At 59.7% G+C, this 19,381-nt stretch carries 18 protein-coding genes and 1 tRNA gene; 10 read left to right on the plus strand and 9 right to left on the minus strand.

Annotated elements, in window-relative coordinates; translation table 11 throughout:
• The first annotated feature begins 6 nt into the window (after positions 1-6).
• Positions 7-672, plus strand: a complete 666-nt coding sequence (locus V9T28_RS10050) for a MarC family protein (RefSeq protein WP_245423851.1) — start codon at positions 7-9, stop codon at positions 670-672.
• 12 nt (positions 673-684) lie between these two features.
• Here V9T28_RS10050 and V9T28_RS10055 read toward each other — a convergent pair whose 3' ends face one another.
• The 3 genes from V9T28_RS10055 to dctA form a co-directional block, all read right to left on the minus strand.
• Positions 685-1,875, minus strand: a complete 1,191-nt coding sequence (locus V9T28_RS10055) for an E22 family MetX-like putative esterase (protein ID WP_116398829.1) — start codon at positions 1,873-1,875, stop codon at positions 685-687.
• Between the two features lie 23 nt (positions 1,876-1,898).
• Entirely contained in the window at positions 1,899-2,423 is a 525-nt protein-coding gene (gene ssb, locus V9T28_RS10060) for a single-stranded DNA-binding protein (RefSeq protein WP_116398830.1), read from the minus strand.
• Positions 2,424-2,585: 162 nt separating this feature from the next.
• Entirely contained in the window at positions 2,586-3,917 is a 1,332-nt protein-coding gene (dctA, locus tag V9T28_RS10065; protein ID WP_116399799.1) for a C4-dicarboxylate transporter DctA, read from the minus strand.
• A gap of 315 nt (positions 3,918-4,232) precedes the next feature.
• On the opposite strand from dctA, the gene uvrA reads away from it, so the two are divergent.
• Complete coding sequence (gene uvrA / locus V9T28_RS10070; protein ID WP_116398831.1) at positions 4,233-7,196, plus strand: excinuclease ABC subunit UvrA; 2,964 nt, start codon at positions 4,233-4,235, stop codon at positions 7,194-7,196.
• A gap of 80 nt (positions 7,197-7,276) precedes the next feature.
• Complete coding sequence (locus tag V9T28_RS10075; protein ID WP_147306374.1) at positions 7,277-7,669, plus strand: sterol desaturase family protein; 393 nt, start codon at positions 7,277-7,279, stop codon at positions 7,667-7,669.
• Between the two features lie 72 nt (positions 7,670-7,741).
• On the opposite strand, the gene choV is transcribed toward V9T28_RS10075, so the two are convergent.
• The 3 genes from choV to V9T28_RS10090 all read right to left on the minus strand — a co-directional run bounded on the left by choV (position 7,742) and on the right by V9T28_RS10090 (position 10,878).
• Positions 7,742-8,941, minus strand: a complete 1,200-nt coding sequence (choV, locus tag V9T28_RS10080; RefSeq protein WP_116398833.1) for a choline ABC transporter ATP-binding protein — start codon at positions 8,939-8,941, stop codon at positions 7,742-7,744.
• Entirely contained in the window at positions 8,941-9,783 is an 843-nt protein-coding gene (locus V9T28_RS10085; RefSeq protein ID WP_116398834.1) for an ABC transporter permease, read from the minus strand. The genes choV and V9T28_RS10085 overlap by 1 nt, the downstream gene beginning before the upstream one ends.
• A gap of 144 nt (positions 9,784-9,927) precedes the next feature.
• Positions 9,928-10,878 carry a choline ABC transporter substrate-binding protein gene (locus V9T28_RS10090; protein ID WP_116398835.1) on the minus strand — a complete coding sequence of 317 codons (951 nt, stop codon included), beginning with the start codon at positions 10,876-10,878 and terminating at the stop codon, positions 9,928-9,930.
• Between the two features lie 465 nt (positions 10,879-11,343).
• On the opposite strand from V9T28_RS10090, the gene V9T28_RS10095 reads away from it, so the two are divergent.
• From V9T28_RS10095 to V9T28_RS10120, 6 genes are all read left to right on the plus strand, one after another.
• Positions 11,344-11,745 carry a hypothetical protein gene (locus tag V9T28_RS10095; RefSeq protein ID WP_116398836.1) on the plus strand — a complete coding sequence of 134 codons (402 nt, stop codon included), beginning with the start codon at positions 11,344-11,346 and terminating at the stop codon, positions 11,743-11,745.
• 129 nt (positions 11,746-11,874) lie between these two features.
• Entirely contained in the window at positions 11,875-12,309 is a 435-nt protein-coding gene (gene aroQ, locus V9T28_RS10100; RefSeq protein ID WP_116398837.1) for a type II 3-dehydroquinate dehydratase, read from the plus strand.
• A 113-nt stretch (positions 12,310-12,422) separates the two neighbouring features.
• Entirely contained in the window at positions 12,423-12,932 is a 510-nt protein-coding gene (accB, locus tag V9T28_RS10105) for an acetyl-CoA carboxylase biotin carboxyl carrier protein (RefSeq protein WP_116398838.1), read from the plus strand.
• A gap of 53 nt (positions 12,933-12,985) precedes the next feature.
• Positions 12,986-14,335, plus strand: a complete 1,350-nt coding sequence (accC, locus tag V9T28_RS10110) for an acetyl-CoA carboxylase biotin carboxylase subunit (protein ID WP_116398839.1) — start codon at positions 12,986-12,988, stop codon at positions 14,333-14,335.
• Between the two features lie 142 nt (positions 14,336-14,477).
• Positions 14,478-14,552 (plus strand) — tRNA-Val (locus tag V9T28_RS10115).
• Between the two features lie 367 nt (positions 14,553-14,919).
• Positions 14,920-15,417: a L,D-transpeptidase gene (locus V9T28_RS10120; protein WP_445242166.1), complete on the plus strand. Its 498-nt coding sequence runs from the start codon at positions 14,920-14,922 to the stop codon at positions 15,415-15,417.
• A gap of 53 nt (positions 15,418-15,470) precedes the next feature.
• Here the strand turns inward: V9T28_RS10120 and V9T28_RS10125 are convergent, their stop codons facing one another.
• Positions 15,471-15,836, minus strand: a complete 366-nt coding sequence (locus V9T28_RS10125) for a gamma-butyrobetaine hydroxylase-like domain-containing protein (RefSeq protein ID WP_116398841.1) — start codon at positions 15,834-15,836, stop codon at positions 15,471-15,473.
• Between the two features lie 104 nt (positions 15,837-15,940).
• Here V9T28_RS10125 and moaA point away from each other — a divergent pair, with 104 nt between their 5' ends.
• The gene (moaA, locus tag V9T28_RS10130; RefSeq protein WP_116398842.1) at positions 15,941-17,008 is read left to right on the plus strand and encodes a GTP 3',8-cyclase MoaA; all 1,068 of its coding nucleotides are present in this window, start codon (positions 15,941-15,943) and stop codon (positions 17,006-17,008) included.
• A 24-nt stretch (positions 17,009-17,032) separates the two neighbouring features.
• Here the strand turns inward: moaA and V9T28_RS10135 are convergent, their stop codons facing one another.
• On the minus strand, positions 17,033-18,127 hold the full coding sequence (locus V9T28_RS10135; RefSeq protein ID WP_245423853.1) for a TRAP transporter substrate-binding protein: 1,095 nt from the start codon (positions 18,125-18,127) through the stop codon (positions 17,033-17,035).
• A gap of 122 nt (positions 18,128-18,249) precedes the next feature.
• Positions 18,250-19,338 carry an Mrp/NBP35 family ATP-binding protein gene (locus V9T28_RS10140; RefSeq protein ID WP_245423978.1) on the minus strand — a complete coding sequence of 363 codons (1,089 nt, stop codon included), beginning with the start codon at positions 19,336-19,338 and terminating at the stop codon, positions 18,250-18,252.
• Positions 19,339-19,381: the final 43 nt, after the last annotated feature.

The following is a 19,381-nucleotide window of genomic DNA, read 5'->3' on the forward strand; positions in this document are numbered from 1 at the left end:
CCAGTCATGATATGGCTGAAAGATATGGGTTTCTGGTGCCACGACATGCTGCTCGACTACCTCAAAAGCGCCTTCGTCACACTTCTCGTGACTATCGACCCGCCGGGACTGGCACCCATTTTCATCGGCCTGACGCTCGGCATGGCGCCGTCGCAGAAGCGCGAAGTGGCGATGCGGGCGGTCATCATCGCCTTCGCCATCATGGCTCTTTTTGGTTTTGCCGGCGATATCGTGATGAAAGCGCTCGGCATTTCCTTGCCCGCCTTTCGCATCGCGGGCGGCTTGTTGCTGTTCTGGATTTCATTCGAAATGGTGTTCGAGCTGCGCGCCAGACGCAAATCGAACATCGCCGAGGAAGCCGTCACGATCGACCAGATCCGCAATGTCGCCGCTTTCCCGCTCGCCATCCCGCTCATGGCAGGGCCTGGCGCGATTACGGCGACGATTCTGTTAGCAGGCCGCGCCAGCGGCGATTGGTGGATGCTGAGCGGCCTGATGCTGGTCATTGCCGGCATCATGGCGATTACTTACGTTTGCTTCCGGCTTTCAGAGCAGATTTCGCGTTTGTTGGGCACGACCGGCAATATCGTTTTGACCCGCCTGCTTGGCGTCATCCTAGCCGCCCTTGCCGTGCAATTCGTCATCGATGGTGTCTTGAACATCGGCAAGTAACCTTACCCCGATCTATTTCTCCAGGAACTCGGAGATCTTGGGCGTGAGCGGCGCCATCAGGGCAACACCGTTGAGATGCCCCATCGGCCCCTTCACTTCCGCGACGTCCACAGGCGCGCCATTCGCGCGGATCGCTTCGGCCGTCGCCTGGATCCAGGGCGCGAGAAAAACCCGGTCATCGGAGGAGTAGATGATCAAGGTCTTCGCCTTTATCCGCCGCAGCCCCTCTGCCGCCGTCTTTGCGCCTGCTCCGGCGCCGGGCACGAAAGTTTGATTGGCTTTGACGAGATAGAGAAAATGATTGGCATCCGCCAGGGCGGCCCGAGCGCCCGCCGCCGCGTCGAGAGCCGCTTCGATCTTGAAGCGATTGTCGTAAGCCCGCAACGGATCCTTGCCCTCTTCGGCCCAAGCATCGCCAAAGCTCTTCTCCGCCCAGGGCGCGTCGTTCGCCTGCAGCGAGACGATTTTTAACGCCTGTTTCAACCCTTCGAGCGGCGCCTCCTTGCCGTAATAATCGCCGTTGTTCCATTTGGGATCGACGAGAATCGGCGCCGCCCAGACATTGAGCCAGGCCGTCAGCCACGGCCCTGGATCGGCCGCCGAAATCACCGGCATGATCCGCTCGACCATATCCGGATAGGACGCCGCCCATTCGTAGGTCTGCAGGCCGCCCATGGACGGCCCCATCACCGCATGCAATTTGGTGACGCCGAGGCTTTCGACCAAAGCCTTTTGCACTTTGACGAAATCCCCGATCGTCACGAGGGGAAAGCGCATGCCATAAGGCTTTCCCGTATCGGGATCGATGCTTGCCGGACCCGTCGTGGTCACCCGCGGATCGCCGACATTCAGGTTAACAAGCGTATCGGATGAAATGACGTAATATTTATTCGTGTCGATCGCCTTGCCGGGACCGATAATCGCATCCCAATAGCCGGGCAACCGATCGCTGGCGGCATATTTGCCGGCCGCATGACTGGTGCCCGAAAAGAAATGCGCGACCAGGATCACGTTCGATTTGTCGGCATTGAGCGTGCCGTAGGCCTCCCAGCCGATCTTGACGTTCTTGATCACCTTGCCGGAGACCGTGGTCATCTCCGGCAGTTCGAACACTCGCTTTTCGACAATCATGTCATCGGCACGCGCGAAATTGGGCAGGAGACCCGCGATAAAGACCAGCACGAGGGCAAAAAAGCGGGTCATCCGGCAGTCGCGCGAAGCGAAGATTAGAACGGAATGTCGTCATCCAGGTCGTGACCGCCAGCCGGGACAGGCGCCGGCGCGCTACGCCCGGGCGTGGCGGCGGCCCGGCGGCCTTCCATCGGCGACGACCGGCCGAAGCTGCCTCCGGACGAACCATGCTCCACCTCGCCGCCTCCGCTGCCTTCACCGCGGGAATTGCGGCTGTCGAGCAGCGTGAGCTCGCCACGGAACCGTTGTAGCACCACTTCGGTTACCCGGCGCTGATTGCCGTCCTTATCGGTATATTCGCGGGTCTGGAGCTGCCCTTCGAGATAGATCTTCGAGCCCTTGCGGACATATTGCTCCGCGACCTTGCCGAGGTTGTCGTTAAAAATCACAATGTTGTGCCATTCGGTCTTGTCCTTGCGCTCGCCGGTCGCCTTGTCGCGCCAGGATTCCGTCGTTGCCAGGCTGAAGCTGACCACCGCATCGCCAGAGGACATGCGCCGCACTTCCGGGTCGCGGCCGACGTTTCCGACCAGGATAACTTTATTGACACTGCCCGACATGGCTCTCTCCTTTTTGCCTCTCTTGCACGTGGCGCACCCTACTCCGCCGCACGGCCCTTTGCGCCGTCAGATTTAAATTTTCCACAGCGAGTATGTTCATTATTTGTTCCTATCATAAGTGTTTCCCTGCAACAAGCGGGGAAACGTCGCCGTCCTAAGATTTCAGCCGGCCGAAACCGCGGTCTCGATGTCGGCCGGATCAACCTCGCGATTGAGGCCGCTGCGCAATTTGTCCTGGTCGAGTTCGCCTTCCCACCACGCAACGATCGTGCATGCGACGCCATTGCCAACAATGTTAGTCAAGGCGCGGCACTCGCTCATGAATTTGTCGATGCCTAGCACGATCGCCATCCCCGGTACCAGCCGCGGATCGACCGCGGCAAGCGTCGCGCCAAGCGTAATGAAGCCCGCTCCGGTGACCCCGGACGCACCCTTCGACGTCAACATGGCAACGAGCACAATAGTGAGTTGCTGTCCGAGCGTCAGGTCGACGTTCAGCGCCTGCGCGATGAACAGGGTTGCCAAAGTCATATAGATATTCGTTCCGTCGAGATTGAAGGAATATCCCGTTGGCACGACCAGACCCACGACGGATTTGGAGCAGCCAAGCCGTTCCAGTTTCGCCATGAGCTGCGGCAATGCGCTTTCCGAGGATGAGGTTCCCAGGACGACCAGCAATTCGTCCCTGATATAGGCGAGGAACTTGAAGATCGAGAACCCGGCGATCCGGGCGATAATGCCCAGAACGACAATGATGAATAGGCCCGAGGTAAGATAGAACGTGCCGATCAACCCCAGCAGGTTCAAAATGGCGCCGGTACCATATTTGCCGATCGTGTAGGCCATGGCGCCAAAAGCGCCGATGGGCGCCGCCTTCATCACGATGGCGATCACGCCAAAAACGGCATGGGACATATCGTCGATGAAGGTGCGGAGCGAGGCGCTGCGTTCGCCCATAAACATCAGCGAAAAGCCGAAGATGATGGCGAACAGCAGGACCTGAAGAATGTCCCCGCGGGCAAAGGCGCCGACAACCGAATCCGGGATGATATGGAGCAGGAAATCGACGGATTTGATCTGCTTGTCCGGAGCAACGAACTGGGCCACCGCCTGCGCATTGGCGCCTGCTCCGCCGAACCCAGCGCCCGGGCGGAGCACATTGCCGATCACCAGGCCGATAACAAGCGCGAAGGTCGAGACGATCTCGAAATAGACCAGCGCTTTAATGCCGATGCGCCCGACTTTCTTGGCGTCCTGCACATGCGCAATTCCCGACACGACGGTGCAGAAAATGATCGGCGCAATCACCATTTTGATGAGGCTGATGAACCCGTCGCCCAGGGCCTTCAACCAATCGTTCGTCGCCAGCGCCGGGTCCAGCCAACCGAGGAGCCCACCCAAGACAATGGCAGTCAAAACCTGAATATAAAGCACCTTGTACCAAGGCTTCGAAGCCTTTGGTGCGTCCGCCGTCACGACCGATGCCACGCGTATCCTCCCCAATATTTAACGTCCCAGGCCCGGCACCCTCTCTCAATTTCACTGAGAATCCAGGCTGTTCCGCCCTCTTGTCATCAGCCATAAAGGCTTTGCACCCAGAGAACAAGCGGCTGAAGGCCGGTCGAACCGGGATGGCTCCTATTTATGGTTGCGGGAGGCGCTAAATCGCGGGTTTGCGCGTCCTGACAGAAACTGTCAGGAATGGTGCCATTTTGTTCCCCTCCCGGTCTCGACCTTGATCGCGGCTGCGCTTAGATTACATGTGCTATCCGTCGGACCAGGGCCGACCGCTACGAGATCCGTACATTCATGAAAGCCAAACCTTCGAAAGCCGGCGCGGGCCGCCGCGCCGCCGGTTCCGAGACCGATGCATTGCCGTTTCCGGCCAGTGATCCGCGCGTCATTTCCATCCGCGGCGCGCGGGAACACAATCTGAAGAATGTCGATCTCACCATCCCGCGGGACAAGCTGGTCGTGTTCACCGGGTTGTCGGGCTCGGGGAAATCCTCGCTGGCCTTCGATACGATCTATGCCGAGGGCCAGCGCCGCTACGTGGAATCCCTATCCGCCTATGCGCGGCAATTTCTCGAAATGATGCAGAAGCCGGACGTCGATCAGATCGACGGCCTGTCGCCGGCGATCTCGATCGAGCAGAAAACCACGTCGAAAAACCCGCGCTCCACCGTCGGCACCGTCACCGAGATTTACGATTATATGCGCCTGCTCTGGGCGCGGACCGGCATTCCCTATTCGCCCGCGACCGGCCTGCCGATCGAAAGCCAGACCGTCCAGCAGATGGTCGACCGCATTCTGGCAATGCCCGAGAAGACCCGCGCCTATCTGCTCGCGCCGGTCATTCGTGGCCGCAAAGGCGAATATCGCAAGGAAATCGCCGAATTCATGAAGCGCGGTTTTCAGCGGCTGAAGGTCGACGGCACGTTCTATGAAATCGCCGAGGCACCGACGCTCGACAAGAAGCTGAAACACGATATCGATGTCGTCGTCGATCGCATCGTCGTGCGGCCCGACATCGCCTCGCGCTTGGCAGATAGTTTGGAGACGGCCCTCGAACTTGCGGACGGCATCGCCGTGCTCGAACTCGCCGATGAGAAGGACGAGAAAGGCGAGGCCAAACGGGTCATGTTCTCGTCGAAATTCGCTTGCCCGGTTTCCGGCTTCACCATTCCGGAGATCGAGCCGCGCCTGTTCTCCTTCAATAATCCCTTCGGCGCCTGCCCCGTGTGCAGCGGCCTTGGCGCGCAGCAGAAAGTCGACGCCGATCTCGTGGTACCGGACGGCAAATTGACCTTGCGCAAGGGCGGCATCGCGCCGTGGGCCAAGAGCACCTCACCTTATTATACGCAGACGCTCGAAGGCCTCGGCAAGCATTTCAAGTTCCGGCTCGACACGCCGTGGGACGATCTGCCGAAGAAAGCGCGCGACGTCATTCTGTATGGCTCGGGCGATGACGAGGTGAAATTCTCCTATGACGACGGCCTGCGCGCCTATGACGTCAAGAAACCGTTCGAGGGCGTGATCAACAATCTCGAACGCCGTTATCTCGAAACCGAAAGCGATTGGGCGCGCGAGGAAATCAGCCGTTACATGGCCGCAACGCCCTGCCGCGCCTGCAATGGATATCGGCTGAAGCCGGAGGCCTTGGCGGTCAAAGTCGATCACCGCCATATTGGCGAGATCACCGATCTGTCCATCAAGCAGGCGGTGACGTGGGTCAACGAGCTGCCGAGCAAGCTCGATGCCAAGCGCAATGAGATCGCCGGACGGATCTTGAAGGAAATTCGCGAGCGGTTGACTTTCCTGCTCGACGTCGGCCTCGAATATCTCACCCTGTCACGTTCGTCAGGCACGCTGTCGGGCGGCGAAAGCCAGCGCATTCGCCTCGCCTCGCAGATCGGCTCGGGACTGACCGGCGTTCTTTACGTCTTGGACGAGCCGTCGATCGGCCTGCACCAGCGCGATAATGCCAGGTTGTTGGAGACGTTGCGCCGGCTGCGCGATCTCGGCAATACAGTGATCGTCGTCGAGCACGACGAAGACGCCATCCTGACCGCCGATTACGTGGTCGATGTGGGCCCCGGCGCCGGTATCCATGGCGGCAGCATCGTCAGCGAAGGCAAGCCCGACGAGATCATAGCCGATCCGAAATCCTTGACCGGCGATTATCTTTCCGGCCGTCGCATGGTCGCGACGCCGAAAAAACGGCGCAAGCCGGCACCCGGCCGCGCGCTCAAGATTGTCGGTGCGCGTGGCAACAATCTGAAAAATGTTACGACCTCGGTGCCGGTCGGTTTGTTCACCTGCATCACCGGCGTCTCGGGCGGCGGCAAATCCACACTGATCATCGACACGCTTTATAAGGCGGTCGCGCGCCGGCTCAACGGGGCGATTGAGCACCCTGCTCCGCACGATACGGTCGAAGGTCTCGAACATCTCGACAAGGTGATCGACATCGACCAGTCGCCGATCGGCCGTACCCCGCGCTCCAATCCGGCAACCTATACCGGCGCCTTCACGCCGATCCGCGAATGGTTCGCCGGCCTGCCGGAAGCCAAAGCCCGCGGGTACCAGCCGGGACGGTTTTCGTTCAACGTCAAGGGCGGCCGTTGCGAGGCCTGTCAGGGCGATGGCGTTATCAAAATCGAAATGCACTTCCTGCCGGACGTCTATGTCACTTGCGACGTGTGCAAAGGCAAGCGTTACGACCGCGAGACATTGGAGGTCAAGTTCAAGGAGAAAAGCATCGCCGATGTGCTTGATATGACGGTGGAAGAAGCCGCCGATCTGTTCAAGGCCGTGCCGACCATCCGTGATAAGATGGAGACGCTGAAACGCGTCGGTCTGGACTATGTGCATGTCGGCCAACAGGCGACCACCCTGTCGGGCGGCGAGGCGCAGCGCGTGAAGCTCTCCAAGGAATTGGCGCGCCGATCAACCGGCCGCACGCTCTATATTTTGGACGAGCCGACCACGGGCCTGCATTTCCACGATGTGAAGAAGCTGCTCGAAGTGCTGCATGAACTGGTGGATCAGGGCAATACCGTCGTGGTGATCGAGCACAATCTCGAGGTCATCAAGACCGCCGATTGGATCATCGACCTTGGGCCAGAGGGCGGTGACGGCGGCGGCGAAATCGTGGCCGAAGGCACGCCGGAAGACATTATCAAGGTCCCACGGTCGCATACCGGACGATTCTTGAAAGAGGTGCTGGACCGACGGCCGCTGAAGGCCAAGCAAAGCGAAGCGGCCGAGTAGAGTGGGCAGGGCCGTCACGATGATCGATTTCTTCTTCGGTGTCGGCAGTCGCTATTCCTATTTGGCCGCGGCGTAGATCGGTGGCATCGAACGGGAACATTACCGGTATCGTCGGCTCGTTCATGGGCGTGTCGGCATCGGAATATACGGTTCTCATAATCATCGGCCCGATTCTCGACAAGGTCTTCGTCGATCCGCGCTTTCACCGCGTCCATCACATGATGGCGACGCCCGAGGAACCGCACATCCACGATTGCAACTTCGCGCTGGTGCTACCGATCTGGGATATCATTTTCCGGACCGCACGCTACGATCTGACACCGCGCCAGTGCGGAGTCGACGACCCGACGATTGACGCCGACAATGATTATTTCTGGGCCGGACAACAATGGCGGACGTTCCGGCGCTTTTGGCGGGAGCTGACGAAGCGGCGCACGCGCCAAGAGGCGCAGGAACCGGAGCCTGCCGAGTGACAGCGATGCGGTCGCTTATTGCGATCGCATCGCTTGTGCCGAAAACCGGTAGCCACTTTTCGGTACGATGCGTTATTCCTCGTCCTGCTTGCGTAGCACCGCCTTGAGCACGTCACGCACGCCGATCGAACCGACAAAACGATTGTCGTCGTCGAATAGGGCGACGGGGGCGATATTCGCATTGTGCATCGCCAACATGACCGTCTTAAGCGATGTGCCGGGGCTTGCCCAATAGCAGGGCCGCTCGCCCGACGCGATCGGGTCGTCTGCCTTCAGACAATGCACCCAGGTTCCGGGGAGGCCATCGCGCTCCGCCGCAAGGACCTGGCGGTTTGCATCCAGTTTGAATCGGGTGGTCTTGCGTCGATCGAGCCAAACCCAACCGTCGCCGGCGCCCTCGAGGTCCCGCACGTCTCGCATCACATGCCAGGCCGTCAGCACGCTCAAGGGATTCACATTGGCGATGAATTCCTGAACATAATCGTTCGCGGGCCGCAAAACGATATCTTCCGGTCGGCCGGACTGGACGATGCGGCCACTCTCCAGAATGGTGATCGTATTGCCGATCTTGAGCGCCTCTTCCAAATCGTGGCTAACGAAGATGATGGTCTTCTTCAGTTCCGATTGCAGTTGCAGCAACTCGTCCTGCAATTTGGTGCGGATCAGCGGGTCGAGCGCCGAGAATGGCTCGTCCATCAGCAGGATCGGTGCCTCGGTGGCAAAGGCGCGGGCGAGGCCAACGCGTTGCTGCATGCCGCCGGAAAGTTCATGCGCATATTTGCCGGCCCATTGGCTGAGGCCCACCAATTTCAATTGCTTGTCGACGCGCTCTTTCCGTTCGGCCTCCGGGATGCCGGCGAGTTCGAGCCCGAAGCCCACATTCTCGGCAACCGTGCGCCACGGCAGCAGGCCGAATTGCTGGAACACCATCGCGACGCTGCCTTGCCGCACGTGCCGTAGCGTGTCTGCGCTGCAGGTGACGACATCGACCATCTCATTGCCGGCTTTCACCAGCACGGACCCGCGTGCCACTTTGTTCAGACCGTTGACCGCGCGCAGCAAAGTCGATTTGCCGGAGCCCGACAATCCCATCAGCACGCTGATCTCGCCCTCTTTCACCGTGAGGTTGCCGTTGGCGCAGCCGAGCACGGTGCCCGTCTTGGAAAGAATATCGGCACGCGTGCCACCGGCATCCAGCATTTTCAGCGCTTCGCTGATGTTGCTGCCGAACACGATGTCGACATTCTTGAAGTCAACTGCAATGTCGCTCATCAGTGCGCCTCCTTCACCCGGCAGAGGCGGTCGAGAATGATCGCCAGAATCACGATACAGGCGCCCGCCTCGAAACCGCGCGGAATGTTGAACTGGCCCATCGCGCGTACCACATCGACGCCGAGACCTTCGGCGCCGACAAGTCCGGCGATCACCACCATGGAAAGGCTGAGCATGATACATTGCGTGACGCCGGCCATGATCGTCGGCATCGCATGCGGCAATTCCACCTTCCACAACAATTGGCGCTTGGTCGAACCGAAAGCTTCACCAGCTTCCTTCAGCGCGGTAGGCGTCGAACTGATGCCCAGATAAGTGAGCCGGATCGGTGCCGGCAACGCGAAAATCAAAGTGGCGATCAGCCCGGGTGCCGCGCCGAGGCGGAACAAAGCGACCATCGGGATCAGATACACCAGGGTCGGCAAAGTCTGCATCATGTCGAGGATCGGGTGGATCACCCGGTACCACTTGGGCCGATGCGCCGACATCACGCCGACCGGAATGCCGATGACCATGGCAACTGCGGCCGACCAGGCGACGAGCGCCACGGTCTTCATCGTGTCTTCCCAATAACCCTGGTTCCATATGAACAGGCAGCCCAAAAGGATGAAAATCATCAGGCCTATTGAGCGGAAGCGCCAATAGGCGAAGACCAGGATGATCAGGATGATGACGGGCGGCGGTAGAAAGGTCAGCACCGTGGACGTTGCGCTGACCACGCTCTCGATGACGAGCCGCAACGGATCGAAGAACCACGTCGTGCAATAGCTCTGAAAGAATTCGATGACCACTTGCATCATGTGGCCAAAGGGCAGCTTCGTATCCGTTACCCAGTTGAACATGTCACCCCCTCATTCTGGCAATGATCAACGCGCCACCTGCCGCCCCTGAGGCTCCCTCCCAAGGAACACCTGCCACGACCAGAAACGCCCCAACTTCCCCAAATATAAAAGGGGAGAGCCATCGCCCTCCCCTTGCCACGGCTCTTACAGGCCGAGGCTCTTCTTGACCGCGGCAAGACCGGGCTGACCGTCGAAGGTGGTCACACCGGCAAGCCAAGCATCTAGAACGCCCGGATTCGCCTTCAAGTATTTTTCGGCAGCGGCCGGACCTTCCATCCCGTCACCCGTAATATAGTTCATCACGGTATTTTCGAGATCCACGTTGAACTTGAGATTGCCGACGAACTTGCCGGCATTCGGGCATTCGCCCGCCCAGCCGGCGCGCTCGTTGGTATACACGATCGCGCTGCCGAAGTTCGGGCCGAACGTATCGTCGCCACCGGTCAGATACTGGATCTTGAAATTGACGTTCATCGGGTGCGGCGCCCAGCCGAGGAAGACGATATCCTCTTTACGCGCCACAGCGCCCTGCACTTCGGCGAGCATGCCCTGCTCGCTCGACTCGACCAGTTTGAAGTCCTTCAGATTGTCCTTGTTGCCGTCGATCAGGCTCTGCACCAGGCGGTTACCGTCGTTGCCCGGCTCGATGCCATAGATCTTGCCCTTCAGCGAATCCTTGAACTTCGTGATGTCGCCGAAATCATGCAGGCCCTTGTCGTAAGTGTACTGCGGCACCGCGAGGGTGTATTTCGCCCCTTCCGGCAGATTGGCGCCGGTCTCGATCACCGACTTGTCTTCGATATAGGCCTTGCGGTCGTTTTCCATGCTCGGCTGCCAGTTGCCAAGGAACACATCGATGTCTTTGGATTTCATCGAGGCGTAGGTCACCGGCACGCTCAAAACGGTGGTCTTCGGCGTATAGCCGAGACCCACGAGAATCCGCGAGGCGATCGCCGTCGTCGCGGTAATGTCGGTCCAGCCGACATCCGAGAACTTGACAGTCTTACAGGCCTCGGGATCGCCGGCCAGCGCGGTACCCGACGTGGCACCCAGCGCCAAAGCAGCGGCGACAAAAATCTTCACTCCACGCGTCATTTAAATCTCCCCGAAAATGACGAACCACACGTCGTTGTGACTGCCGAAACGTCCTGCCGCAGATCCGCCCCTCCCTGGACGGGAAACATAGATTCACGGCTCTTCGTTCGGCCAAACTTTGCGCTTCAACTGATACAAACCCGATGCTTGATGAGAAGCGCGCGAGTATCCCGGCATCAGTCTTGGGCGCAATTAGACAATTGAACGGAACAATTGACAAGGTTATTCTCTTTGATTTTTCGAGGGAATTTTGTCTTGATCCGACCAAAAATTTCGTATTTCCCGGTTTTTCCAGACGCTCATTTGTGCCGCGAAAAATGGGCATCTATTATGCTTTTTCGCAATATATAAATTGTCTTATTGCATTAAAAAATCGCTGCATTTATACGCACGCGAACGAGCCGAAAACATAAGGCCGTCGCGACAGCTTGGGGCTGCGATCACTCTGAAAGAGGTCCTCTAATTATGGGTCTGATTGGTAAACTTGCAGCCGTTGCGGCTGTTATCGCTTTGGGTATTTCCGCGGCTGGCTGCAGCTCGACGGGCGAAGGCGCGGCCGCCGCGCAAGCCTCGATCACGGCGCAGGGTCCCAATCCGCGCGACAAGACGCCGGTTTGCCGCCGCTTGCACGGCGACGGGATCGTTCTGTCGGAACATATCCGCCAGAAACAAGGCGAAGTTGGCGCGAACGCCGCGTTCACCGCCGGTATCGCCGCATTGAGCCTGGCAAATTCGGACGGCCATCGTGTTGTGGTTGCTGACGCCGGCGGCGCCTCGCGCGACGACCTGTCGTATCTGCAGGGCCAAATGGCCGATGTGAACGGCCAACTCGTGGCGCACGGCTGCACGCCGATCACGTCGAACTAAGGTTGCAGGGCCACCTGCGTGGCAGGCGGCCCCTTTTTCCGAGGGAGCTTCCCTCTCGTCCGATTGCGGGCTATGACGGTTCAGCGGGCGGCCGGTTCGGCCGCAGCCTTTCCGATTTGAGGGAAAACGATGAAAACCGTCCACGTCTTGAATGGACCCAATCTCAATCTGCTCGGCACCCGCGAACCGGGGACCTATGGCGCACAGACACTCGCCCAGATTGAGGCCGATTTGCGGGCCCGGGCAGCGGCGCTCGGCGCCGATCTCGTATTCAAGCAATCTAACCAGGAAGGCGATCTTGTCACCTGGATTCAGGAGGCTGGTTCCGCGGGCCAACCGATCATTTTGAACGCCGCCGCCTATACCCACACGTCGATCGCGATTCATGACGCGATCCGGGGGGCCAAGGCCGAAGTCATCGAAGTACACCTATCCAACGTGCACGCGCGCGAGCATTTCCGGCACCATTCCTATATATCGGCTGTTGCCAAAGGGGTTATTCTCGGGTTTGGTCCGATGAGCTATAGGCTCGCGCTCGAGGCGCTGCTTGAAGGCGCAGCTTAAGAGATCACGCCGCGCGGGCTGGGGAATTTGTCGTATTTTAACAAAAACCTGCTGTCACTTTCCCGAGAACGAATACTTCGCGGCAAGACGTCATGACCTATTAAAGAGGCGATATGAAAAAACCGGCCAAGACACCATCCGCACCCAGGGCGGTGAGCGACAAGAGCATCGACGCAAACCTGGTGCGGGAAATTGCGGATCTGCTCACCGACACGGATCTTACCGAGATCGAGGTGGAAAAAGGCGATCTGCGCATTCGCGTCTCCCGCGCGGTGGCAGCCGTTGCGACTGCGGCACCGATGGCCATTCAACATCACGTTGCGCCGGCGCCGCAAGCCGCGCCTGCCCCGGCTCAGCCGGCCGCCCCGCCCGTGCCCGCGGCCGAGAATCCGGGAACGGTCAAATCGCCTATGGTCGGCACCGCATATCGCCGCACCAATCCGCAGGCGAAACCCTTCGTCGAAATCGGTTCGGTGGTGAAAGCCGGCGACAAAATCCTGCTCGTCGAAGCCATGAAGACGTTCAACGAAATTGTCGCGCCGCGTGCCGGCACGATAACCGCCATCATGGTCGAAGACGGACAGCCTGTGGAATATGGCCAGCCGCTGCTCGTCATCGAGTAGCCGCTGCGCAAGCTCGGCCAGGGGATGTCGTTTGACGAGGATTTGGATTCCACATGTTCGATAAGATACTCATCGCAAACCGGGGCGAAATCGCGTTGCGCGTACTGCGCGCAGCCAAGGAACTCGGTATTGCCACAGTCGCCGTTCATTCGACCGCGGATTCCGATGCGATGCACGTGCGGCTGGCCGATGAAAGTGTCTGCATCGGCCCACCGGCCGCCAGGGATTCCTATCTCAATGTCCCGGCGTTGCTGGCTGCGTGCGAAATCACCGGCGCCGACGCGATTCATCCCGGTTACGGTTTCCTGTCGGAAAATGCGCGTTTTGCGGACATTCTTGCCGAGCACAATATCGCCTTCATCGGCCCGAAAGCCGAGCATATCCGGATCATGGGCGACAAGATCGAGGCCAAACGCACGGCCTTGCGCCTCGGCATTCCTTGCGTGCCGGGCTCCGAAGGCGGAGTGACGGAAGATGCCGAAGCGCTGAAAATCGCGGCGGACATCGGCTATCCGGTTCTCGTCAAAGCCGCCGCCGGCGGCGGCGGGCGCGGGATGAAAGTGGCGCGTTCGGCCGAAGATCTCCCCGACGCTTTGGCAACGGCCCGCTCGGAAGCAAAAGCGGCGTTCGGAGACGATGCGGTCTATCTGGAAAAATACCTCGAAAAACCGCGCCATATCGAGATTCAAGTATTGGGCGATGGCCAGGGCGGCGCGGTGCACCTCGGCGAGCGCGACTGCTCCTTGCAGCGCCGGCACCAAAAGGTCTGGGAAGAAAGCCCCTCACCGGCTTTGAACGACCGGCAACGGGCAGAGATCGGCGAAACGGTCGCCAAGGCGATGCGCGAACTCGGCTACGTGGGCGCAGGTACGATCGAGTTCCTTTATGAGGATGGCCGATTCTATTTCATCGAAATGAACACCCGCATTCAGGTCGAACATCCGGTCACCGAAATGATCACCGGGATCGACCTCGTCAACGAGCAGATCAAGATCGCAGCCGGCTCGCCCTTGTCCTTCGCGCAAGAAGACGTGGTGTTCACCGGGCACGCGATTGAATGCCGGATCAACGCCGAACATCCGGCGACCTTCCGCCCCTCACCGGGCAAGATCTCCTATTATCATCCGCCCGGCGGCCTGGGCGTGCGCGTCGATTCGGCAGTCTACCAAGGCTATACGATTCCGCCGCACTATGACTCGCTCGTCGGCAAGCTGATCGTCCATGGCCGTACGCGGACCGAGGCGCTCATGCGTCTGCGCCGGGCGCTCGACGAGTTCATCGTCGACGGCATCGATACGACGATCCCGCTCTTCCGCACCCTTGTGCGCAATGCCGATATTCAGAACGGCCAATACGACATCCACTGGCTGGAAAAATTCCTCGCCGACGGCGGTATGGATTAGACGTCTGACCTTTCGAAGCCGGGCAACGCTTTCCACCGCTCAAAATCCGGCGGCGGACATATTAGAGTTAAAGCGCCAATGTATGCTTGACTTCGCCCTGCGCCCTCCGTAAACGGGGGGCGCTTGAGGCGAACAGCCTTGAGGGCGCGTAGCTCAGCGGGAGAGCACACCCTTCACACGGGTGGGGTCACAGGTTCAATCCCTGTCGCGCCCACCATGCTTTTATCCAAAATCTCAATAATTTCGCGCCACATTTTGATAGCGCGGCATGGCGGCGTTGCGGCCTGCTTAACCGCGGCTCACTGCAACGGCATTGTGTCGCGGCAAGGCGGAATTGTTGCAGCCATGCAACTCCCGCCAAGAAGCAACCGTTCGTTTACGATTCCCGCGATCTCCAATTGCATCGACGGCGTATTGGTAGAACATTGTTCACATGTGGCTTGGCTGAGGCCGCGTGATTCTGCGTTCGTTTTCACCTTCGAGATTACGAGGCACCAATGCGCCGTTACCTTATTTCCATGGCCAGCTCTGTGGCCGGGATTATTCTTTATTCCGCGGCCCCTGCTTGGGCCATCGATTCCGACATGCTCAAAGTCTTCACCACGACGCCCCAACCCGAGGCGAATGTGCAGGAGAATCCTATCCCGCGCGAAACGGTCACCTATGACGGCCCCTACGCGCCGGGAACCATTCTGATTTCGACAAAAGAACGTCGGATGTACCTCGTCCTGCAGGAACACCAGGCGATCAAATATGGCGTCGGCGTCGGTCGTCCGGGGTTCGAGTGGGGCGGCGTGAAGCTCATTTCACGCAAGGCCGAATGGCCCGATTGGACCCCGCCTCCGCAAATGCTGAAGCGCCGGCCCGATCTGCCCCGGCACATGGCCGGCGGCATCGACAATCCGCTCGGCGCCCGGGCGATGTATCTCGGCTCCTCGCTTTATCGCATCCACGGCTCGAATGAGCCGGATACGATCGGTCAGGCGGTCTCGTCGGGCTGCATTCGCATGACCAACGAGGATGTCGAGGATCTTTATGAACGTGTTCATGTCGGCACGAAAGTGATCGTTCTGCGTAACTGAGCGATCTTCGGGCTGTTCGCGCGATTTGAGCCGGGGTTCGCCCCGGCTTTGTCTTAGCCTCGATTGAGGTGCTTGGCTTCGAGCTCGTCGAGATAGATTTGCCAATGGGCGGCGAAATTCTGCCCAAGATCGAACAGATAGTCCCAGGTGTAGAGCCCGCTGTCGTGGCCGTCGTCGAACACGAGGCGCGCAGCATAGTTCCCGACCGGCGTCACTTGGGTGATCCGGACTTGTCTCTTGCCCGCCACCGTTTTCTTTTCGGCCGGACTGTGGCCGCGCACCTCCGCCGAGGGGCTCGAAACCCGTAAATATTCGGCACTCAGCTCATAGTCCTCGCCGCCGATGAACTGGATCTTCAGAACGCTCCCATGCTCGCGAACCCGAATTTCCGTCGGCCAATGATCGGCGCCCTGCTGCATGAAGATCCCTTTTTAGTCTTGTTTCGTCGCGTGAGACATATAGATAGATTATCAGTCAAAAGTAGCGAAAATGCCGCCCGTTGGGGCCGGCACAGGTCAGAAACATGGATGGGATCACAGAAATCGACCAATATGGCGCCACCGCCGCCCATCTTGAGGTGCCCACCGCTCCCACCTCGCCACTGATCGATCCGTTCGGCCGGGCGATTACCTATGTCCGCGTCTCGGTGACGGACCGGTGCGATTTCCGCTGCGCCTATTGCATGTCGGAAGACATGAACTTCCTCCCCAAGCGCGACCTGCTGACGCTGGAAGAGCTTGATCGCCTGTGCACGGCTTTCATCCGCCGCGGCACCCGCAAATTGCGGATCACAGGCGGCGAACCCCTGGTTCGCCGCAATATCATGAGCCTCTTTCGCGGCCTTTCGAGGCATCTGCACTCCGCGGCGCTCGACGAAGTCACGGTGACGACCAACGGGTCTCAGCTTTCGCGCTATGCCACCGAACTCGCCGATTATGGCGTAAAGCGGATCAACGTCTCGCTCGACACGCTCGATCCGGCCAAATTCCGCCAAATCACCCGCTGGGGCGATTTCGACAAAGTGATGGCCGGGATCGATGCCGCGCAGCGGGCAGGACTGGCGATCAAGATCAATACGGTCGCCCTGAAAGATTTTAACGAGAACGAATTCGAGCGGCTTCTCGTCTGGGCGCACGGGCGTGGCATGGACATCACCTTCATCGAGGTCATGCCGCTCGGTGAAATCGAGGGCGAGCGGGCGGACCAATATTTGCCGCTTTCCCAGGTGCGGGCGCGCTTCATGGACCGCTACACGCTGATCGACTCGACCTATCGGACCGGCGGCCCGGCACGCTACGTCACGGTGAAGGAGACCGGCGGGCGGCTCGGGTTCATCACGCCACTCACCCATAATTTTTGCGAAAGTTGCAACCGAGTGCGCGTCACCTGCACCGGGACACTCTATATGTGCCTCGGCCAGGAAGATGCCGCCGACCTTCGCGCGCCGCTCCGCGCCTCTACGAGCGATGATCTGCTCGATGCGGCCATCACCCGCGCCATCGCGCGCAAGCCGAAGGGGCATGATTTCATCATTGATCGCGCGGGCCGCGCGCCGGCGGTCGGTCGTCATATGAGCGTGACCGGCGGCTGATCCTGGGGTCGAGACCCAAATCCTTCAGGTCTTGGCGCGCTGCCGGATCATGTAATTGTCGAACGTATATTCGGCGACTTGCCACCACAAATATTCATCGCCGCGGAACTGCGTGTAGGACTCATACACTTTCTTGAACTTGTCGTTGCTTTGCGCGGTTTGGTCGTAAAGATCCTGTGCCGCCTTCCAGCATGCTTCCAAAAAATCCTGCGAGAGGGGACGCAATTGTGCGCCAGAGGCGATGATCCGTTTCAAAGCTGCGGGATTGGCCGCATCGTAGCGGGCGAGCATTCGCGAGTTGGTTTCGGCCGCGGCAGCGGTCAAAATCGCCTGATAGGATTTTGGCAGGCCAGCCCATTTCTTGGCATCGATGCAAAAATGCAGCATCGCACTGCCTTCGGCCCAGCCGGGATAATAATAGAACGGCGCGACCTTATTGAACCCAGCCTTTTCGTCATCGTAAGGGCCGACCCAGGACGCGGCATCGATCGTGCCTTTTTCCAACGCATCGTAAATGTCCGCGCCCGCGACTGGTTGCGGCTGCACACCGAAACCTTGCAGGATCTTGGCCGCAAAACCGCCGACACGCATTTTCAGGCCATTCAGATCCTCTTGCGCTTTCAGTTCTTTACGGAACCAGCCGCCCATGCGCGCGCCGCTGTTGCCGCCCGGCAGCGCGATCGCGTTGTAGTCGGCCAGAAATTCGTTGAACAATTCGTTGCCGCCGCCAAAGCTCGCCCAAGCGTCTTGCTGCCGGGCGTTCATGCCGAACGGAATGCCCGTCGCGAGCGCGAAGGTCGGGTCCTTGCCGGAAAAATAGGCCAAGGACGTATGGCACATATCGACTGTACCGTTCGTTACAACGTCAAGCGCCTGCACGGCGGGGGCCAATTCGCCCGGCGCAGAGACTTCGATCTGAAATTTATCGCCGGTCGCCTCGGCCACACGCTGCGCGAATTCCTGCGCACCGCCGAACATCAAATCGAGCGTTTTGGGGAAGCTCGATGTGAGCTTCCATTTGATTTCCGGAGCACTCTGCGCCAGCGCCGGCGCGGCAAGGGCGGACGCCGCCAGCCCGATGCTGGCGGTTTGCAGAAAGCGGCGACGCAGTAAAGCCATGTACATCTCCCGGAGCGATGGCGCGGAGACTCATGCAGCTAAACGACAAAATTAGGGCGAGACCTAACTGGCGGATTTTTCCAGCCGAGCGGGGGGCAAGACCGGCCCCGCCCCGCTTGCGCTCATTCTATGACGATTCGCGGTGCCGGTCGTCCCTGATATCCCTGCAGGGCGCCCGCGACCGCCTGCGCGATGCCGCGATACACCGCGGCGTGCGGGCCATTCGGCTCGCTCACCACGACCGGTTGGCCGGCATCGGATCGTTCGCGAATCGCGAGCGCGAGCGGCACCTCGCCCAAAAAGGGCACGTCCAATTTTTCCGCCTCATGCCGTGCGCCGCCATGGGCGAAGACGTCAGAGCGCGTGCCGCAATGCGGGCATAGAAAATAGCTCATATTTTCAACGACCCCAAGGATCGGCACTTCGACCCGGCGAAACATCGTGACGGCGCGGCGCGCGTCGATCAGCGCCAGGTCCTGCGGCGTCGAAACAATGACGGCACCCGCCAACGGAACGTCCTGCGCGAGCGACAATTGCGCATCCCCCGTACCGGGCGGCATGTCGACGACCAAGACGTCGATCTCGCCCCAACTGACCCGGCGAAGCATTTCGGTGAGAGCCGATTTGATCATGGGGCCGCGCCAGATCATCGCGGTCTCTTCCTCGACCATGAAGCCGATCGACATGATTTTCACGCCATGCGCTTCGAGCGGAATCATCATTTTGTCGGGGCCAACTTGTGGTTTTTGGTGGAGGCCAAAGAGACGCGGCATCGACGGGCCATAGACGTCGGCGTCGAGAATGCCGACACGGAGCCCCTGCCCAGCTAAGGCAAGCGCCAAATTGCAAGCCGTCGTCGATTTGCCGACACCGCCCTTGCCGGACGCCACCGCAATGATCTTGGCGATCCCCGGAACCGGACTGCCACCGCGCGGCCCATGACGCGCAGGTTCCGGCGCCTGCGGCCGCTCCGACGTCAGCGTCACGAGCGCGCCCGTCACACCGGGGATCGCTTTGATCGCCCGCTCGGCCTTCAGCCGCATCTCCTCCATTTCCATGGATTTCGCCGGATCGATCGCGATTGCCGCAAAAACCTTGCCGTCGCGGATACTAATGCCGTTCAACGTGCCGGAGGCCGGCAAGGGCGTCTTGCCGTCAGGACCGGGCACAAGCGTGAGGGCACGTAGAACGTCTTTTTCGGTCGGCAACAGAAGGCTCCGCATTTTAAGCTGTTTGTCCGCGTTATAGGCCCCG

It is taken from the genome of Methylovirgula sp. 4M-Z18 (genome assembly GCF_037890675.1).
GTDB lineage: Bacteria > Pseudomonadota > Alphaproteobacteria > Rhizobiales > Beijerinckiaceae > 4M-Z18.

What these genes read in the sequence shown, in the direction of transcription:
- V9T28_RS10050 (WP_245423851.1), top strand. Translation starts at nt 7, where the DNA reads ATGATATGGCTGAAAGATATGGGTTTCTGGTGCCACGACATGCTGCTC.
- V9T28_RS10055 (WP_116398829.1), bottom strand. Translation starts at nt 1,875, where the DNA reads ATGACCCGCTTTTTTGCCCTCGTGCTGGTCTTTATCGCGGGTCTCCTG.
- ssb (WP_116398830.1), bottom strand. Translation starts at nt 2,423, where the DNA reads ATGTCGGGCAGTGTCAATAAAGTTATCCTGGTCGGAAACGTCGGCCGC.
- uvrA (WP_116398831.1), top strand. Translation starts at nt 4,233, where the DNA reads ATGAAAGCCAAACCTTCGAAAGCCGGCGCGGGCCGCCGCGCCGCCGGT.
- choV (WP_116398833.1), bottom strand. Translation starts at nt 8,941, where the DNA reads ATGAGCGACATTGCAGTTGACTTCAAGAATGTCGACATCGTGTTCGGC.
- V9T28_RS10085 (WP_116398834.1), bottom strand. Translation starts at nt 9,783, where the DNA reads ATGTTCAACTGGGTAACGGATACGAAGCTGCCCTTTGGCCACATGATG.
- V9T28_RS10090 (WP_116398835.1), bottom strand. Translation starts at nt 10,878, where the DNA reads ATGACGCGTGGAGTGAAGATTTTTGTCGCCGCTGCTTTGGCGCTGGGT.
- V9T28_RS10095 (WP_116398836.1), top strand. Translation starts at nt 11,344, where the DNA reads ATGGGTCTGATTGGTAAACTTGCAGCCGTTGCGGCTGTTATCGCTTTG.
- aroQ (WP_116398837.1), top strand. Translation starts at nt 11,875, where the DNA reads ATGAAAACCGTCCACGTCTTGAATGGACCCAATCTCAATCTGCTCGGC.
- accB (WP_116398838.1), top strand. Translation starts at nt 12,423, where the DNA reads ATGAAAAAACCGGCCAAGACACCATCCGCACCCAGGGCGGTGAGCGAC.
- accC (WP_116398839.1), top strand. Translation starts at nt 12,986, where the DNA reads ATGTTCGATAAGATACTCATCGCAAACCGGGGCGAAATCGCGTTGCGC.
- V9T28_RS10120 (WP_445242166.1), top strand. Translation starts at nt 14,920, where the DNA reads ATGCTCAAAGTCTTCACCACGACGCCCCAACCCGAGGCGAATGTGCAG.
- V9T28_RS10125 (WP_116398841.1), bottom strand. Translation starts at nt 15,836, where the DNA reads ATGCAGCAGGGCGCCGATCATTGGCCGACGGAAATTCGGGTTCGCGAG.
- moaA (WP_116398842.1), top strand. Translation starts at nt 15,941, where the DNA reads ATGGATGGGATCACAGAAATCGACCAATATGGCGCCACCGCCGCCCAT.
- V9T28_RS10135 (WP_245423853.1), bottom strand. Translation starts at nt 18,127, where the DNA reads ATGGCTTTACTGCGTCGCCGCTTTCTGCAAACCGCCAGCATCGGGCTG.